The 15,868-nt window shown below is 72.7% G+C and carries 18 protein-coding genes and 1 pseudogene; 14 read left to right on the plus strand and 5 right to left on the minus strand.

The genetic code is table 11. The features are described from left to right. Nucleotides 1–47 precede the first annotated feature (47 nt). The 6 genes from LCH29_RS10785 (at nt 48) to LCH29_RS10810 (ending at nt 5,604) form a co-directional block, all read left to right on the plus strand. Entirely contained in the window at nt 48–1,067 is a 1,020-nt protein-coding gene (locus LCH29_RS10785; protein ID WP_446461473.1) for an asparaginase, read from the plus strand. After that, nucleotides 1,060–1,938 (plus strand): polysaccharide deacetylase family protein, encoded by an 879-nt coding sequence (locus LCH29_RS10790; protein ID WP_446461474.1) that lies wholly within the window; start codon nt 1,060–1,062, stop codon nt 1,936–1,938. Before LCH29_RS10785 ends, LCH29_RS10790 begins: the two co-directional genes overlap by 8 nt. Nucleotides 1,939–2,009: 71 nt before the next feature. After that, entirely contained in the window at nt 2,010–3,362 is a 1,353-nt protein-coding gene (locus tag LCH29_RS10795; RefSeq protein WP_446461475.1) for an MFS transporter, read from the plus strand. Between the two features lie 21 nt (nt 3,363–3,383). Then, the gene (locus LCH29_RS10800; protein WP_446461476.1) at nt 3,384–4,163 is read left to right on the plus strand and encodes an SDR family NAD(P)-dependent oxidoreductase; all 780 of its coding nucleotides are present in this window, start codon (nt 3,384–3,386) and stop codon (nt 4,161–4,163) included. Then, the gene (locus tag LCH29_RS10805; RefSeq protein WP_446461477.1) at nt 4,160–4,903 is read left to right on the plus strand and encodes an SDR family NAD(P)-dependent oxidoreductase; all 744 of its coding nucleotides are present in this window, start codon (nt 4,160–4,162) and stop codon (nt 4,901–4,903) included. Before LCH29_RS10800 ends, LCH29_RS10805 begins: the two co-directional genes overlap by 4 nt. An 11-nt stretch (nt 4,904–4,914) precedes the next feature. After that, nucleotides 4,915–5,604, plus strand: a complete 690-nt coding sequence (locus tag LCH29_RS10810) for a hypothetical protein (RefSeq protein WP_446461478.1) — start codon at nt 4,915–4,917, stop codon at nt 5,602–5,604. A 233-nt stretch (nt 5,605–5,837) separates the two neighbouring features. On the opposite strand, the gene ybaK is transcribed toward LCH29_RS10810, so the two are convergent. Genes ybaK through LCH29_RS10825 form a run of 3 tightly spaced genes read right to left on the minus strand, consistent with a single transcriptional unit; the run spans nt 5,838 to nt 8,764 of the window. Further along, nucleotides 5,838–6,353: a Cys-tRNA(Pro) deacylase gene (gene ybaK, locus LCH29_RS10815; RefSeq protein WP_446461479.1), complete on the minus strand. Its 516-nt coding sequence runs from the start codon at nt 6,351–6,353 to the stop codon at nt 5,838–5,840. Nucleotides 6,354–6,371: 18 nt separating this feature from the next. After that, nucleotides 6,372–7,112 (minus strand): LON peptidase substrate-binding domain-containing protein, encoded by a 741-nt coding sequence (locus LCH29_RS10820; protein ID WP_446461480.1) that lies wholly within the window; start codon nt 7,110–7,112, stop codon nt 6,372–6,374. A gap of 56 nt (nt 7,113–7,168) precedes the next feature. Continuing rightward, complete coding sequence (locus LCH29_RS10825) at nt 7,169–8,764, minus strand: oxidoreductase (RefSeq protein WP_446461481.1); 1,596 nt, start codon at nt 8,762–8,764, stop codon at nt 7,169–7,171. 155 nt (nt 8,765–8,919) lie between these two features. Here LCH29_RS10825 and hisD point away from each other — a divergent pair, with 155 nt between their 5' ends. Genes hisD through hisF form a run of 8 tightly spaced genes read left to right on the plus strand, consistent with a single transcriptional unit; the run spans nt 8,920 to nt 14,718 of the window. Beyond that, nucleotides 8,920–10,245 (plus strand): histidinol dehydrogenase, encoded by a 1,326-nt coding sequence (gene hisD / locus LCH29_RS10830; RefSeq protein WP_446461482.1) that lies wholly within the window; start codon nt 8,920–8,922, stop codon nt 10,243–10,245. Then, nucleotides 10,242–11,348, plus strand: coding sequence for a histidinol-phosphate transaminase (locus tag LCH29_RS10835; RefSeq protein ID WP_446461483.1), 1,107 nt, complete (start codon nt 10,242–10,244; stop codon nt 11,346–11,348). Before hisD ends, LCH29_RS10835 begins: the two co-directional genes overlap by 4 nt. Continuing rightward, nucleotides 11,345–11,938 (plus strand): imidazoleglycerol-phosphate dehydratase HisB, encoded by a 594-nt coding sequence (gene hisB / locus LCH29_RS10840; protein ID WP_123108135.1) that lies wholly within the window; start codon nt 11,345–11,347, stop codon nt 11,936–11,938. Before LCH29_RS10835 ends, hisB begins: the two co-directional genes overlap by 4 nt. Next, on the plus strand, nt 11,939–12,103 hold the full coding sequence (locus tag LCH29_RS10845) for a hypothetical protein (protein WP_009718698.1): 165 nt from the start codon (nt 11,939–11,941) through the stop codon (nt 12,101–12,103). Further along, nucleotides 12,100–12,744 carry an imidazole glycerol phosphate synthase subunit HisH gene (gene hisH, locus LCH29_RS10850; RefSeq protein WP_446461484.1) on the plus strand — a complete coding sequence of 215 codons (645 nt, stop codon included), beginning with the start codon at nt 12,100–12,102 and terminating at the stop codon, nt 12,742–12,744. Before LCH29_RS10845 ends, hisH begins: the two co-directional genes overlap by 4 nt. Nucleotides 12,745–12,797: 53 nt before the next feature. Beyond that, the gene (gene priA, locus LCH29_RS10855; protein ID WP_446461485.1) at nt 12,798–13,529 is read left to right on the plus strand and encodes a bifunctional 1-(5-phosphoribosyl)-5-((5-phosphoribosylamino)methylideneamino)imidazole-4-carboxamide isomerase/phosphoribosylanthranilate isomerase PriA; all 732 of its coding nucleotides are present in this window, start codon (nt 12,798–12,800) and stop codon (nt 13,527–13,529) included. Further along, nucleotides 13,526–13,951, plus strand: a complete 426-nt coding sequence (locus LCH29_RS10860; RefSeq protein WP_446461486.1) for a RidA family protein — start codon at nt 13,526–13,528, stop codon at nt 13,949–13,951. The genes priA and LCH29_RS10860 overlap by 4 nt, the downstream gene beginning before the upstream one ends. Further along, a complete protein-coding gene (gene hisF, locus LCH29_RS10865; RefSeq protein ID WP_446461487.1) occupies nt 13,948–14,718 on the plus strand; it encodes an imidazole glycerol phosphate synthase subunit HisF in 771 nt (256 codons plus the stop codon). Before LCH29_RS10860 ends, hisF begins: the two co-directional genes overlap by 4 nt. A 224-nt stretch (nt 14,719–14,942) precedes the next feature. Here hisF and LCH29_RS10870 read toward each other — a convergent pair. Continuing rightward, a pseudogene (locus tag LCH29_RS10870) lies at nt 14,943–15,416 on the minus strand (RNA polymerase sigma factor); the annotation flags it as partial. 79 nt (nt 15,417–15,495) lie between these two features. Next, nucleotides 15,496–15,861: a MerR family transcriptional regulator gene (locus tag LCH29_RS10875; RefSeq protein ID WP_446461488.1), complete on the minus strand. Its 366-nt coding sequence runs from the start codon at nt 15,859–15,861 to the stop codon at nt 15,496–15,498. Nucleotides 15,862–15,868 lie beyond the last annotated feature (7 nt).

Genomic DNA, 15,868 nt, shown 5'->3' on the forward strand with positions numbered 1-15,868 from the left:
CCACGGCTTCCATCGCGCCACATCACGCCACATCACGAGGAGGCCGGGTGCGCAGGATCGTCGTACTGTCGACGGGCGGGACCATTGCGACCCGCCAGGACGCCCATGGCACCAGGCTCGCCGCCGATCCGGCGGACGCCCTGCTGGAGCGGCTTCCCCGGCCCCCGGGGGTGCCCGTCGAGACGCGCGACGTCTTCTGCCTGGGCAGCTATCTGCTCACCCCGGCCGATATGCGCGACGTCGCCGTGGCCGCCCACGAGGCGCTGGCCGACGAGAGCGTGCGGGGCGTGGTGGTGACCCACGGCACCGACAGCCTGGAGGAGACCGCGTACCTCCTCGACCTCTTCCACGCCGACCCCCGGCCCGTGGTGTTCACCGGCGCGATGCGCCCGGCGGACGCCCCGGACGGCGACGGGCCGCGCAACCTCGCCGACGCCATCGCCGTCGCGAACGCCGCCCGCGCCCGGGACGTCGGCGTACTGATCTCCTTCGACGGCCGGATCTACCCCGCCCGCGGCACCCGCAAGGCCCACACCGTGGCCCCCGCCGCGTTCGCCGCCCCCGACGGCGGTCCGCTGGGGCGGGTGGCCGACGGCGAGGTGGAGATCACCGCGGCGCCCCTGCGTCCCAAACCGCTCGACCTCGCGGCCTTCCTGCCCGAGGCACCCGGGCGCATCCGCACCGACATCGTCGCGGTCTACCCCGGCTGCGACATCCGGGCCCTGCGCGCGGTGGCCGACGCGGGGGCCCGCGCGGTGGTCCTCGAGGCCACCGGCGCGGGCAACGCCAACCCGCAGGTCGCCGACGAGGTCGCGCGGCTCGTCGGCTCCGGCGTCGTGGTCGCGCTCTCGACCCGCGTCCACGCCGGTCCGGTCGCCGCGGTGTACGGCAACGGCGGCGGCGCCGACCTGGTCCGCGCCGGGGCGATCCCCACCGGCACCCTGCGCCCCTCCCAGGCGCGGGTCCTGCTCACCGCCCTGCTCGGGTGCTACGGCGACCCGGCGCGGGTGCGGACCGCACTGAAAACAGCGCTGGAAACACAAACCGAGAGGAACCAGCATGGCTAAAGAGATGTTTGTGGCGTTCGGCGTCGACGTCGACGCGGTGGCGGGCTGGCTGGGCAGCTACGGCGGCGAGGACTCGCCCTGTGACATCTCCCGCGGCCTGTTCGCCGGGGAGGTCGGAGTGCCGCGGCTGCTGCGCCTGTTCGAGCGGAAGGACCTGCGCACCACCTGGTTCATCCCCGGCCACTCCCTGGAGACCTTCCCCGACCAGACCCGCGCGGTGGTCGACGCGGGCCACGAGATCGGCGCCCACGGCTACTCGCACGAGAACCCGATCGCGATGACCCGCGCCCAGGAGAGCGCCATCCTGGACCGCAGCATCGACCTGATCGAGAAGGTCGCGGGGCGCCGCCCGACCGGCTACGTCGCCCCCTGGTGGGAGTTCTCGCCGGTGACCAACGAGCTGCTGATCGAGCGCGGCATCGCGTACGACCACTCCCTGATGCACAACGACTTCACGCCCTACTACGTGCGCGTCGGCGACAGCTGGACGAAGATCGACTACTCGCGTCCGGCCGAGGAGTGGATGAAGCCGCTGGTGCGCGGCGAGGAGTCCGGCCTGGTCGAGATCCCGGCCAACTGGTACCTCGACGACCTGCCGCCCATGATGTTCGTCAAGGCCAGCGCCAACAGCCATGGTTTCGTCAGCCCGCGCGAGCTGGAGCAGACCTGGCGCGACCAGTTCGACTGGGTCTACCGCGAAATGGACTACGCGGCCTTCACCATGACGCTCCATCCCGATGTCTCCGGCCGCCCCCAGACGCTGCTGATGCTGGAGCGGCTCATCGAGTACATCGGCGGCCACGAGGGCGTCCGCTGGTCGACGTTCGACGAGATCGCCACCGACTTCAAGGCCCGCTCCCCCCGGGCCTGATCCCCCTCCGTTCTCCCCTCCGTTCTTCCTTCCCCGCGCTCTCTCCCCGCTTCCGACAAGGGGCATCCGCCATGACCACCGTCCCCTCCCAGCACAGAGACACCCCCACCGACACCCCCGGACCCCCCGCCGCCCGCCTGCCCCGCATCGGCGTGCGCGCCACGCGCAAGGCCACCGTCATCGCCTTCTGCGCCTGGGTGTTCGCCGTCTACGACTACATCCTGTTCGGCACCCTGCTGCCCGAGATCTCCGGCCGCTTCGGCTGGAGCGACGAGCGGGCGGCGCTGGTCTCCACCCTGATCTCCGTCGGCACCGCCGTCGTCGTCCTCGGCGTCGGCCCGCTCGTCGACCGGCTCGGCCGCCGCAAGGGCATGATCCTCACCGTCTCGGGCACCGCCCTGGCCTCCGCCGCCTCGGCCGTCACCCCCGGCGCGGCCTATCTGGTCGGCGTCCGCTCGATCGGCGGCCTGGGCCTGTCGGAACAGGCCGTCAATACGACCTATCTGAACGAGATCTATGCCGTCACCGAGGACGAGGCGATCAAAAAGCGCCGCGGCTTCGTCTACAGCATGGTGCAGTCCGGCTGGCCCGTCGGCACCCTGGCCGCGGCCGCGTTCGTCGCCGTCTTCCTGCCGCTCGTCGGCTGGCGCGGCTGCTTCCTGCTCGCCACCTTCCCCGCCCTCGTCATCGCCCTGCTGCGGCGCGGCCTGCCGGAGACCCCGCAGTTCGAACTGGAGAAGCGGCTGCGGGCGCTGCGGAAGGACGGCAAGGAGGCGGAGGCGCGGCAACTCGCCGCCGAGTACGGCGTGGACGAGACCCCCGGCACCCCGCTGCTGGAGATCTTCCGCGGCCGGGCGCGGCGCAACACCCTGGTCCTCAGCTTCGCCTGGCTCGCCAACTGGTTCGGCATCCAGATCTTCAGCGTGCTCGGCACGACGGTGCTCACCAAGGCCAAGGGCGTCAGCTTCGAGGGCTCCCTGCTGCTGTTCATCGTCATCAACGCCGTCGGCTTCGCCGGTTACCTCTTCCACGGCTGGGCCGGTGACCGCTTCGGCCGCCGCAACGTCATCGCCTGCGGCTGGATCCTCTCCGGCATCCTCTTCGCCCTCATGCTCACCGTCGCGCACGGCACGGTGGCCGTGGTCGCGCTCTACTCCCTCGGGATGTTCTTCCTGATCGGCCCGTACGCGGCGATGCTCTTCTACATGGGCGAGTGCTACGACACCCGCTGCCGGGCCACCGGCACCTCCTTCATCAACGCCTTCAGCCAGCCCGGGGCCGTCATCGCCGGTGCCCTCGCCACCACGATGCTCGCCTCCGGCGCCCACTGGGACCAGACCGCGCTGCTCATCGGCGCCGCCGGAACCTTTCTCTCCGGCTTCGTGATGTTCGCGGCCCGCCGGGTCGACACCGTCGAAGCCTGATATCAGCAGGGAGTTTGATCAGTGGTTCAGAACGATCAGCCCGAGCGGCCGGTCGCCGCGATCACCGGCGCGGCCAGCGGCATCGGCCGCGCGCTCGCCGTCGCCTACGCCCGTCGCGGCGTGCGGACGGTGCTCGGCCACTACCCCGGCGACCCCCACGACCCGGACGAGACCGTGCGCCTGGTCGAGGCGGCGGGCGGCGAGTGCGTACGGCACGCCGTGGACGTACGGGACCCGGCGGCCGTCGAGGCGTTCGCCGAAGCCGCCCTCACCGCGTACGGCCGCCTGGACATCGCCGTGGCGAACGCCGGGGTGCTGCGCCGGGCGCCGCTCGCCGAACTCACCGACGACGCCTGGGACGACATGCTCTCCGTCGACCTCACCGGGGTGCTGCGCACTCTGCGCTCCGCCGCCGGGCGCATGTCCGGGCCGGGCGCGATGGTGGCCGTCTCCTCCATCGCGGGCGGCGTCTACGGCTGGGGCGACCACGCCCACTATGCCGCCGCCAAGTCCGGCGTGCTGGGGCTGTGCCGGAGCCTGGCGGTCGAGCTGGCCCCGCGCGGCATCCGCGTCAACGCGGTGATCCCCGGACTCATCGTCACCCCGCAGTCCTCCGACCCGGTCAACTCCCTCGGCCCCGACGGGCTCGCCCGCGCCGCCGGTTCCATCCCCTGGGGGCGGGTGGGCCGCCCCGAGGAGGTCGCCTCCGCGATCGCCTATCTGACCTCCGAGGACGCCTCGTACGTCACCGGGCAGAGCCTCGTGGTGGACGGCGGACTCACCGTCAGGATGCCCGCATGACGGCCGGGGCCCTTCAGGGGCGCACCGCCTTCGTGACGGGCGGGGCCAGCGGCATCGGCCGCGCCATCGCGGAGGCGTACGTACGCGAAGGCGCCCGCGTCGTGATCGCCGACCGCGACGCGCCCCGGGCCGCGGCCGCCGCCGCCGAGACCGGCGCGGCGGGGCACGCCGCCCTGGACGTCACGGACCCCGCCGCCGTCGAGGCCGTGACGGGCGCGGTGGCGGGGGAGCACGGCGGCATCGACATCCTGGTCAACGCCGCGGGCATCCTCACCGAGGCGCCCCTGACCGAGATGGACCCGCGGCTGTGGTCCGAGACCATCGCCGTCGACCTCACCGGCGTCTTCCTGTGCTGCCGCTACGTCGTCCCGGGGATGGCCGAGCGCGGCTGGGGCCGGGTCATCAACGTCGCCTCCCAGCTCGGCATCAAGGGCGGCCGCTCGCTGTCCCACTACGCCGCCGCCAAGGCCGGGGTCATCGGGCTGACCAAGTCCCTCGCACTGGAGGTGGCGGAACGCGGCGTCCTGGTGAACGCCATCGCGCCCGGTCCCATCGACACACCGATGGTCGCCGGGATCACCGCCGAGTGGAAGGCCGCCAAGCAGGCCGAACTCCCCCTGGGCCGCTTCGGCCGCCCGGAGGAGGTGGCCCCCACCGCCGTCCTGCTGGCCGGCGATCCGGGCGGCAACCTGTACGTCGGCCAGACGCTGGGCCCCAACAGCGGCGACGTCATGCCGTAGGAAGGTGACGGATGTGCGGGGCGTGTGGTGAGCGCGGGGCGTTCGACTGGGCGCGGGCCTGGACCGCCGGGCTCGCCGCCCGCCGGGCGGTGGCCGTCGCCGCGGCCCGGGCGGCGGACCGGCGCGGGCTGCGGGTGACCGCGGGCACCGGCGGATGGCTGGTGCACGGGCCCACCGGGGCCGCGACCGCCTGCGACGGGCTCGGCGCGCTCGTCGCCGCCGTACGGCGCTGGTCCGGGGAGCCCGCCCCGCTGGACCGCGGCCGGTCCTCCGGGCCGCTGTCGGTGCCGGATGAGCCGGATGGGGGCGACGGCCGTACCGGGGTCGTGCTGCGCGTACGCCCCGGCGGCGCCCCCTGCGCCGACGCGGCGCTGGACGGTCCCGGGGGAGAGGCGGTCGTGGCGGACGAGGCCACGGCCCGCGCCGTCATCGCCGCCCTCGCCTCGCCCCGTTGGTCGCCGCGACGCTTTCTGGAGCGGGTGGAGGGCGTCTCCGCGGCCTGGGGACGCCCGGCAGCCGGTACGCGCCCCGAACCCGCCGGGCTCGCCGCCGACGTACTGCTCCGGCTGGAGTGGGCGCGGCAGAGCGGACGGCTGGACGCCGCGGCCCTCGCGGCACGCGGCCCGCTCGGACCGGGCGCGGAATACGACGTGGAGATCCGCGACGGCCACGTGGTCAGGGCCCGGACCCTCCGCGGCTGAGGGACGGCCGTAAACCCGCCGCGCTCGGGCCAGGGCCCCCGGTCCGCGCGGTCAGCGCCGTCCGGCGAGGCGCACCGCCGCGCCCGCGCCCGTCAAGGCGGCGCCTCCCGGGCGGAGGACCGAGACGGGCCTGCTCGGCGAGCCCGACACCGCGGTGAGAAGGGGCGCCTCCCAGCGGTCGCCGGGGGCGCGTGTCAGACGCCGTGGCCCCGGCGGGACTGGGCGCCCGCGCTTTACGGCGTGTCGAACCGCGCGATCGGCGCCACCACCGCGTCCGTCAGTGACGCCAGGTCCTTCGGGGACAGCTCGACCTCCAGGCCGCGGCGGCCCGCCGAGACGCAGACCGTCTCGTGGCCGTCGGCGGAGGCGTCCAGCGCGGTCGGCAGGCGCTTGCGCTGGCCGAGCGGGGAGATGCCGCCGCGGACGTAGCCCGTGGTGCGCTCGGCCGCGGCCGGGTCCGCCATGGTGGCGCGCTTGCCGCCGACCGCGGCGGCGAGCGCCTTGAGGTCGAGCGAGGCCGATACGGGCACGATGGCGACCGTGAGGCGGTCGTCGACGCTCGCGATGAGGGTCTTGAACACCCGCCCCGGGTCCACGCCCAGCGCCTGCGCGGCCTCCTCGCCGTACGAGGGGGCCGCGGGGTCGTGGTCGTAGGAGCGCACGGTGAAGGCCGTGCCCGCCGCGGTGAGGGCGGTGGTGGCGGGGGTTCCGGTGCTTCCGGAGGAGTTCTTCTTGGTCTTCTTCGCCATATGACAGGTGAGTTCGCGTCAGTTCGGGCTGGTGGGGCGGCGGGTCAGGTCGACGGCGGGCAGCGACGGGAGCTTACCGATGACCGCGCTCTCGGAGCGCAGCATTTTCAGCTCCTCGGCCAGCCGGCTCGCCGTATCGGGCGCCTGGAGCAGCCGCTGCTTGGCCGGGGTGTCGAGCACGGCGGCGGCCGCGACCAGGTAGGAGAGCACCGAGGGCTCGCCCGGCAGGTCCTGTTCGGTGGCGAGGGTGCGCTCCCGGGCGCCCGCGAGCCGCTTCTGGTAGGTGCGGAACGCCCGTACCACCCCGGAGGCCAGCGCCCCGGCGCCGTCGCCCGGCTCCTCCTCCAGCTCGTTGACCTCGCCCACCAGATAGGGGCCCGTGGAGTCCACGGACAGCAGCTCGAAGCGGGTGGTGCCGGTGGCCAGCACCTCGTAGGTGCCGTCCTCCTGCTCCCGGATGGTGGCCGCGTCCGCGACGCAGCCCACCCCGTAGAACGACTTGACCGGGTCCGGGCCGAAGCCCGCCGCCGGGCCCCGGTCGGGCGCGGGCGCCGACTCCGGGAGGCCGATCGCGCTGGGCGCGACCTCGTGACCGTCCCTGATGGCGACCACCCCGAACCGGCGCGGGGCGTCCTCGGGAAGCGCCGAAAGATCGCGCATAAGGGAGCGGTACCGCTGTTCGAAGACGTTCAGGGGCATGACGAGCCCCGGGAACAGCACCGTGTTCAGCGGGAAGAGCGGAAGGCGCGCGGAGGTCACGGGGTGTAAGCCTAATGGCCTCACGCGTGTCCCTTCACTGGCGGCGCCGGAGCCGGTCACTGGCGGCGCAGCAGCCGGGACGCACCGGCCGCGACGGTGGTGGCCAGCACCCAGCCGAGCAGGATCATCACGATGGACGCCCACTGGACCGCGCCCGCGGGTTTCCAGTAGCCGTCCTGGCCCAGGTTGACGACCGGGATCAGCAGATCGAGCGTATAGAGCGAGGCGTTCCAGTACGGCGTTTCCCCCGGTTTGATGGCCTCCGGTCTGTTGTGGGCGAAGAACACCGAGCCGACGGCCCACAGCACCGCCATCCACACCGCGGCCCGGCCGGGCCGGTAGCCGTAGGCCACGGTCCAGTCCTGGAGGTAGCCCCACATCTTCCCGGCGAGCGGCAGCGTTTCGCGGCGCCGCCGCTGCTTGGCGAGCAGCACCTCGCGCGCGTCGGCGTCCTCACCGCTGGCCCGCATCGTGTTGGCGAGCATCTCGTACGGCTCGGGCGCGTACTCGGGGGTCGCGGCGGCCACCCACTCCAGCCGCCGGGACAGCGGGAAGTGGCCGCGCGGGATCAGGTTCTCGTAGGAGAAGCCCGCCATGGTCAGCCCGCCGGGGCCGGGCCAGCTCACCGACTTGTCGACCAGGTTGACCACCTTGGCGCCGGAAAGGATCACCCGGCCGCGCTGCGGCCGCTCGCCCAGGAAGCGCAGCTCGGGCGTCTGCACCCGGCGCAGCGACAGCTCCTGGTCGTTCTCCATGACGAAGCGGGCCTGGTCGAAGTCGATGGCGTCGCCGATCCGCCCGTCGTCCAGCCGGATCCCGCCCTCGCATTCGAAGCGCTGGATGCGGGTGCCGCGGGTCGGCGTGCTGGTGGTGCCGTACGGGGGTGTCGAACCGCTGGAGTAGGTGCTCACCCCGCCCGCGGTGAGGTACAGGCTGCGCTCGACGGTCAGCTGCGGCGCGTTCAGCGCCCGTCGCCCGTACGGGTTGCGCAGCCGACTGCCGCGCAGGCTGAGCGACACGCCGATCTGGGCGCCGCGCAGACTGATCTCGCCGTACGACTCGATCATGTCGGCCTGGAAGTCCTGGGCCACGGTCAGCCCGTCGGCCGTGATCGACATGCCGCGGCGGTCGCGGCGCACGATCAGCTGGTTCAGCAGTAAATCGGTGCCGATGTGGGCGTCGGTGAGCCGGATGCCGTGGTCGACCACGCAGCGCGGCAGATGCAGATCGCCCTCGGTGCTCAGCCGCGCCGCCTCCAGCCGGGGGAGCGAGCAGCCCACCAGACGGAGGGTGGTGAAGTTCGACTCGGGAAGCAGCACCTCCCGCTCGAAGCGGCAGTTCTTCAGCTCCACGTACGGGTCGATGCTGCCGCCGGCCAGGTCGAGCGTGCCGGTGATGTGCACCCCGTTGAGCTTGAGCGCGGCCACCCGGCCCGGCTGGGCGGGCGGCCCGTCGAGCAGCAGCAGGGCGACGACACGCGCGCGCACACTGCGCTCCGGGCCCCAGGCGTATGGTCCCGAGGGGTCGTTCCGCTGGGGGTGGGAGGTGCGCAGATCGTGCGTACTGCCGTTGCGGAACGCCTGCCACATGCCCCACTCGGCGGTGGTCAGGTCCAGCCCGGGGGGAGGATCGCCGTCGTGTGGCTCGGTCACAGCCGTGTGCCTCCTGTCCTCCGTACCCCCGTACGGAACCCCATTCCCGCTGAGTAACCGCTTGAACGCCAACGGTCAGGATCAACTTAGGGGGTCCGTATCACTCACTGATACGGGGGGCGGGGCGTCGGAGCACGTCTGAGACAATTGATCGCGTGATCTCCCGTATCGATCTGCGCGGCGCCGCCTTCCCCGAGGGCGGGATCGACCGCGACCTGCTGCCCCGTGCCGAGCTCGACGTCGAGGCCGCCCTGGAGAAGGTGCGGCCCATCTGCGACGACGTGCGCCATCGCGGCACCGCTGCACTGATCGAGTACGCGCATCGCTTCGACGGCGTGACCATGGAGCGGGTGCGGGTGCCCGCCGAGGCGCTCAGCCGCGCCCTTCAGGAGCTGGACCCGGCCGTGCGCGCGGCCCTGGAGGAGTCCATCCGGCGGGCCCGGCTGGTCCACCGGGAGCAGCGGCGCGCCGACCACACCACGCAGGTCGTGCCGGGCGGCACGGTCACCGAGCGCTGGGTGCCCGTCGAGCGCGTCGGGCTGTACGCACCGGGCGGCCGGTCCGTCTACCCGTCGTCCGTGGTGATGAACGTGGTGCCCGCGCAGGAGGCCGGGGTCGCCTCGATGGCCGTCGCCTCCCCGCCGCAGGCCGAGTTCGGCGGGCTGCCGCACCCCACGATCCTGGCGGCCTGCGCGCTGCTCGGCGTCGACGAGGTGTACGCGGCGGGCGGCGCCCAGGCGGTCGCGATGTTCGCGTACGGCACCGAGGAGTGCCGTCCGGTCTCCATGGTCACCGGGCCCGGCAACATCTGGGTCGCCGCCGCCAAGCGGCTGCTCAAGGGCCGTATCGGCATCGACGCCGAGGCCGGGCCGACCGAGATCGCGATCCTCGCCGACGCCACCGCCGACCCGGTGCACGTCGCCGCGGACCTGATCAGCCAGGCCGAGCACGACCCGCTGGCCGCGTCCGTCCTGGTCACCGACTCCGAGGAGCTGGCCGCGGCGGTCGAGAAGGAGCTGGAGACCCAGGTCGCGGCCACCAAGCACATCGAGGACCGCATCGCCCCCGCGCTGGCCGGGCGGCAGTCCGGCATCGTGCTGGTCGACGGCCTCGAACAGGGCCTCGCGGTGGTCGACGCGTACGCGGCCGAGCACCTGGAGATCCAGACCGAGGACGCGGCGGCGGTCGCGGCCCGGGTGCGCAACGCCGGGGCGATCTTCGTCGGCGCGTACGCACCGGTGTCGCTCGGCGACTACGCGGCGGGCTCGAACCACGTCCTGCCCACCGGCGGCTGCGCCTGCCACTCCTCCGGCCTGTCGGTGCAGTCCTTCCTGCGCGGCATCCACGTCGTGGACTACACCCGCGAGGCGCTGGCCGAGGTCGCGGGCCATGTGGTGACGCTCGCCGACGCGGAGGACCTGCCCGCGCACGGCGCGGCGGTGAAGGCACGGTTCGACTGGAAGGTACCTGGGAGCAAGTGACCGGGATTGACGATCTCCCCATCCGGGACGAGCTGCGCGGCAAGTCCCCGTACGGCGCGCCGCAGCTGGACGTCCCCGTACGGCTGAACACCAACGAGAACCCCTATCCGCTGCCCGAGCCGCTGGTGGAGCGGATCGCGGAGCGGGTCGCCGAGGCGGCCCGCCAGCTCAACCGCTACCCGGACCGGGACGCGGTCGAGCTGCGCACCGAGCTGGCCCGCTACCTCACCCGTACGGCGGGTCTCGCGGTGGGCCCCGAGCAGGTGTGGGCGGCCAACGGCTCCAACGAGGTGCTCCAGCAGCTGCTCCAGACCTTCGGCGGGCCCGGGCGCACCGCGATCGGCTTCGAGCCCTCGTACTCGATGCACGCGCTGATCTCGCGCGGCACCGGCACCGGCTGGATCTCCGGCCCGCGCAACGACGACTTCACCATCGATGTCGAGGCCGCCCGCCGGGCGATCGCCGAGCGCAAGCCCGACGTCGTCTTCATCACCTCGCCGAACAACCCGACCGGCACGGCCGTCGAGGCCGACACGGTGCTCGCGCTGTACGAGGCGGCGCAGGCGGCCAAGCCGTCGCTGGTGGTGGTGGACGAGGCATACGCCGAGTTCAGCCACCGCCCGTCGCTGCTGCCGCTGATCGAGGGCCGGCCGCATCTGGTGCTCTCCCGGACGATGTCCAAGGCGTTCGGCGCCGCCGGGCTGCGGCTCGGCTACCTGGCCGCCGACCCCGCCGTGGTCGACGCCGTCCAGCTGGTGCGGCTGCCGTACCACCTGTCCGCCGTCACCCAGGCCACCGCGCTGGCCGCCCTGGAGCACACCGATACGCTGCTCGGGTACGTCGAAGCGCTCAAGACCGAGCGCGACCGGCTGGTGCGGGAGCTGCGCGCCATCGGCTGCGACGTGACCGACTCGGACGCCAACTTCGTCCAGTTCGGACGCTTCGAGGACGCCCATGCGGCCTGGCAGACCCTGCTGGACCACGGCGTCCTGGTCCGGGACAACGGCGTACCGGGCCGGCTGCGGGTCACCGCGGGCACCCCGACCGAGAACGACGCGTTCCTCGACGCGGTTCGCGAGCTGATGAAGGAGAAGAGCGCATGACCCGCGTGGGACGCGTGGAGCGCACGACCAAGGAGACCTCGGTCGTCGTCGAGATCGACCTCGACGGCACCGGCCAGGTCGATGTATCGACAGGCGTCGGCTTCTACGACCACATGCTCGACCAGCTCGGCCGCCACGGCCTCTTCGACCTCACGGTCAAGACCGAGGGTGACCTGCACATCGACACCCACCACACCATCGAGGACACCGCCCTCGCGCTCGGCGCCGCCTTCAAGCAGGCGCTCGGCGACAAGATGGGCATCTACCGCTTCGGCAACTGCACCGTGCCGCTGGACGAGTCCCTCGCACAGGTGACCGTCGACCTCTCCGGCCGCCCGTACCTCGTGCACACCGAGCCGGAGAACATCGCGCCGATGATCGGCACCTACGACACCACGATGACGCGGCACATCCTGGAGTCCTTCGTCGCCCAGGCGCAGGTCGCCCTGCACGTCCACGTGCCCTACGGGCGCAACGCGCACCACATCGTGGAGTGCCAGTTCAAGGCGCTCGCCCGGGCGCTGCGGTACGCGAGCGAGCGCGACCCGCGCGCCGCCGGGATCCTTCCCTCCACGAAGGGCGCCCTCTGAATGAACGGGCTGTCGACCGTCTTCATCCTGCTCGGGCTGTTCCTCCTCGGCGGAGTCATCTCCTTCGCCAAGCAGGGGCTGCCCAAGGGCGTGATCGTGCTGCTGGGAGTGGGCGCCACGATGGCTCTGCTGGCCGGGATCCTTCGGCTGGAGGTCTGGAATTGAGCACCAGCGCTAAGAATGTGATCGTCTTCGACTACGGCTTCGGCAACGTCCGCTCCGCCGAACGGGCCCTCGCCCACGTCGGCGCGGACGTCGAGATCAGCCGCGACTACGACCAGGCCATGGCCGCCGACGGCCTCCTCGTCCCCGGCGTCGGCGCCTTCGGCGCCTGCATGAAGGGGCTGCGCGAGGCGCGCGGCGACTGGATCGTGGGCCGCCGCCTGGCCGGCGGCCGCCCGGTCATGGGCATCTGCGTCGGCATGCAGATCCTCTTCGGCCGCGGCATCGAGCACGGCGTCGAGGCCGAGGGCCTGGACGAATGGCCCGGCACCGTCGAACCGCTGCGCGCCCCCGTCGTCCCCCACATGGGCTGGAACACGGTCACCGCGCCCGGCGACTCGCAGCTCTTCGCGGGACTGGACAAGGAGGAGCGCTACTACTTCGTGCACTCCTACGCCGTCCGCACCTGGGAGCTGGAGGTCAGCAACCCGCACATGCCCGGCCCCAAGGTCAGCTGGACGACCCACGGCGAGCCGTTCGTGGCCGCCGTGGAGAACGGCCCGCTGTGGGCCACCCAGTTCCACCCCGAGAAGTCCGGCGACGCCGGGGCCCGCCTGCTGCGCAACTGGCTCGACACGCTCTGACCGGCCCGCCCCGCCCGTACCCGCCCGCCCCGTACGCACCGTAAGGTTCCCGCATGCCAACGCACCGCCTCGAACTTCTCCCCGCCGTCGACGTCCGCGACGGCCAGGCCGTCCGCCTCGTCCATGGCGAGTCCGGCTCCGAGACGTCGTACGGCGACCCGATGGAGGCCGCCCTCGCCTGGCAGCGGGCCGGCGCCGAGTGGCTGCACCTGGTGGACCTCGACGCCGCCTTCGGCACCGGGGACAACCGCGAGCAGATCGCCCAGGTGGCCCGCGCCATGGACCTCAAGGTCGAGCTGTCCGGCGGCATCCGCGACGACGCCTCGCTGACCGCCGCCCTCGCCACCGGCTGTACCCGCGTCAACCTCGGCACCGCCGCCCTGGAGACCCCCGAGTGGGTCGCCAAGGTCATCGCCGAGCACGGCGACAAGATCGCCGTCGGCCTCGACGTCCGCGGCACCACCCTGCGCGGCCGCGGCTGGACCCGCGACGGCGGCGACCTGTACGAAACCCTCGCCCGCCTCGACTCCGAGGGCTGCGCCCGCTACGTCGTCACCGACATCGCCAAGGACGGCACCCTCCAGGGCCCCAACCTGGAGCTGCTGCGGGGCGTCTGCGCCGCCACCGACAAGCCCGTCGTCGCCTCCGGCGGCGTTTCCTCGCTCGACGACCTGCGCGCCCTTGCGACCCTGGTACCGGAAGGTGTCGAGGGCGCCATCGTGGGCAAGGCGCTCTACGCCAAGGCGTTCACCCTGGAAGAGGCGTTGGAGGCGGTATCCGCATGACCTCACCCGAAAGCCCGGCCGGGAAGACCCCGCGGCGCGTGCAGACCGGCAGCCCCTGGGAGGAGAGCATCGGCTTCGCCCGGGCCGTCGCGGCCGGGGATCTGGTGGTCGTCTCCGGCACCATGCCGCTCGCGGACCGCGGTGTACTGGAGGGCGAGGGCGACCCGTACGAGCAGACCCATGCGGCCTTCCGGCACGCCCTGGACGCGCTGAAGGAATTCGGCCTCGGCGTCGAATCCGTCATCCGCACCCGCATGTACCTCACCCACGCCCGCGACGTGGACGAGGCGGGCCGCGCCCACAAGGAGATCTTCGACGCCGTGCGCCCGGCCGCGACCCTCGTCGTGGTGTCCGGGTTCGTCGACTCGCGCGTGCTGGTGGAAGTCGAACTGGAAGCATTCCGAGGAGCCCGAGCGTCATGACCCTGGCGGTCCGAGTCATCCCCTGCCTGGACGTGGACAACGGCCGGGTCGTCAAGGGCGTCAACTTCCAGAACCTGCGGGACGCCGGTGACCCCGTCGAAATGGCCCGGATCTACGGCCAGGAGGGCGCCGACGAGCTGACCTTCCTCGACATCACCGCCTCCTCCGGCGATCGCGAGACCACCTACGACGTGGTGCGCCGCACCGCCGAGCAGGTCTTCATCCCGCTGACCGTCGGCGGCGGCGTGCGCACCACCGAGGACGTCGACAAGCTGCTGCGCGCCGGAGCCGACAAGGTCGGCGTCAACACCGCCGCCATCGCCCGGCCCGAGCTGATCCGAGAGATCGCCGAGCGGTTCGGCAGCCAGGTCCTCGTCCTGTCGGTCGACGCCCGCCGCTGCCCTTCCGGAACGGAAACGGAATCCGGCTACGAGGTCACCACCCACGGCGGCCGCCGCGGCACCGGCATCGACGCCGTGGAGTGGGCCCACCGCGCGGCCGAGCTGGGCGCCGGGGAGATCCTGCTGAACTCGATGGACGCGGACGGCACCAAGGACGGCTACGACACCGAGATGATCGAAGCGGTGCGCAAGCACGTCACCATCCCCGTCATCGCCAGCGGCGGCGCGGGCAAGCTCGAAGACTTCGCCCCGGCGGTCGCGGCGGGCGCGGACGCGGTGCTGGCCGCCTCCGTCTTCCACTTCGGCGACCTGCGGATCGGCCAGGTCAAGGGCGCGCTGCGGGACGCGGGGCACCCGGTCCGCTGAGGCGTACGCGTACGGCGGGGGATCACCGGACGGTGATCCCCCGCTTCATGCTCTGATCACTTGGTGGCGGGCCGCTCGCGGTAGTGGTCGACGATCCCGTGCTCCAGAAGGGCGTACTCCGCCAGGATGTCGCCCTTCTTGCCCGCCGCGAAGTCCTTCGTCCGGTATTCGCGCTCACCGAGGTAGGCGAGGCTGTCCCGGTCGAAGATCTACTCTTCGCGATCCACGTCCGCTCCCATCGCCTCGGCCGCCTGCGCGTAGTCCAGCCCCGACCACACGCACAGCGCCAGCACCTCCTGCTCGCCGCGCCGCAGTCGGCCGTACACCTCCCGGACGGCGGCCAGGTGGCGGGCGTCGTCGATCCGGCCCGCGGCCTCGTCCGCGAAGTCCGCCACCGGGGCGGGCGCGGGGCGGCGGGCCAGGAAGGCCAGCCGCCGCCCGAGGCCCCGGTTGGCGTTGCGCGCCTTGTTCGTCGCCACGCCCAGCAGCCACGGCTTCAACGAGGCGTCACCCGGCTCCAGTTGCCCCCGGCCCCGCCAGGCGTCGAGGAACATGTCCCCCATCACCTCCTCGGCCGCCGACCAGTCGCCGGTCAGCCGGAAGGCATGGTTGTAGACGGCGCGCGCATGCTCTTCGTAGAGCTGCGCGAACGCCTCGCGGTCACCCGCCCGTATCCGCTCGCGCAGACCCTCAGTCATGTCGTTTCCACCTCACACCCGTGCCTCTCCGCACGCGGTGGGCGGTTCCCGTGACCTGCGCCACAGGGGGCGTGCCCGGCTATTCCGGCGGGGCCGACGCCGCGTCGATCACCTCGTCCAGGACCTCCCGGGAGCGGATCAGGTCGGCGATCATCCGGTTGATGCGGTCCCGCTCCACGGTGAGGTCGGCGACCAGCCGCCCACCCGCGATGCGGGACGGGCCGCCGTCCGAGTCCCGCATGCAGGGCAGGAGTTCGGCGATCTTCTCGCTGCACAGTCCCGCGGCGAACAGTTCCTGGATGCGGATCACGCGGTCCACCGCGCCCTCGGCGTACTCGCGATGGCCGCCCGGGGTGCGCTCGGCGTCCATCAGCCCCTGCTTCTCGTAATAGCGCAGCGAGCGCTCGCTGACGCCGGTGCGCCGAGCCAGTTCGCCGATCCGCATTCCCCAC

The organism is Streptomyces sp. BRA346 (assembly GCF_052851135.1).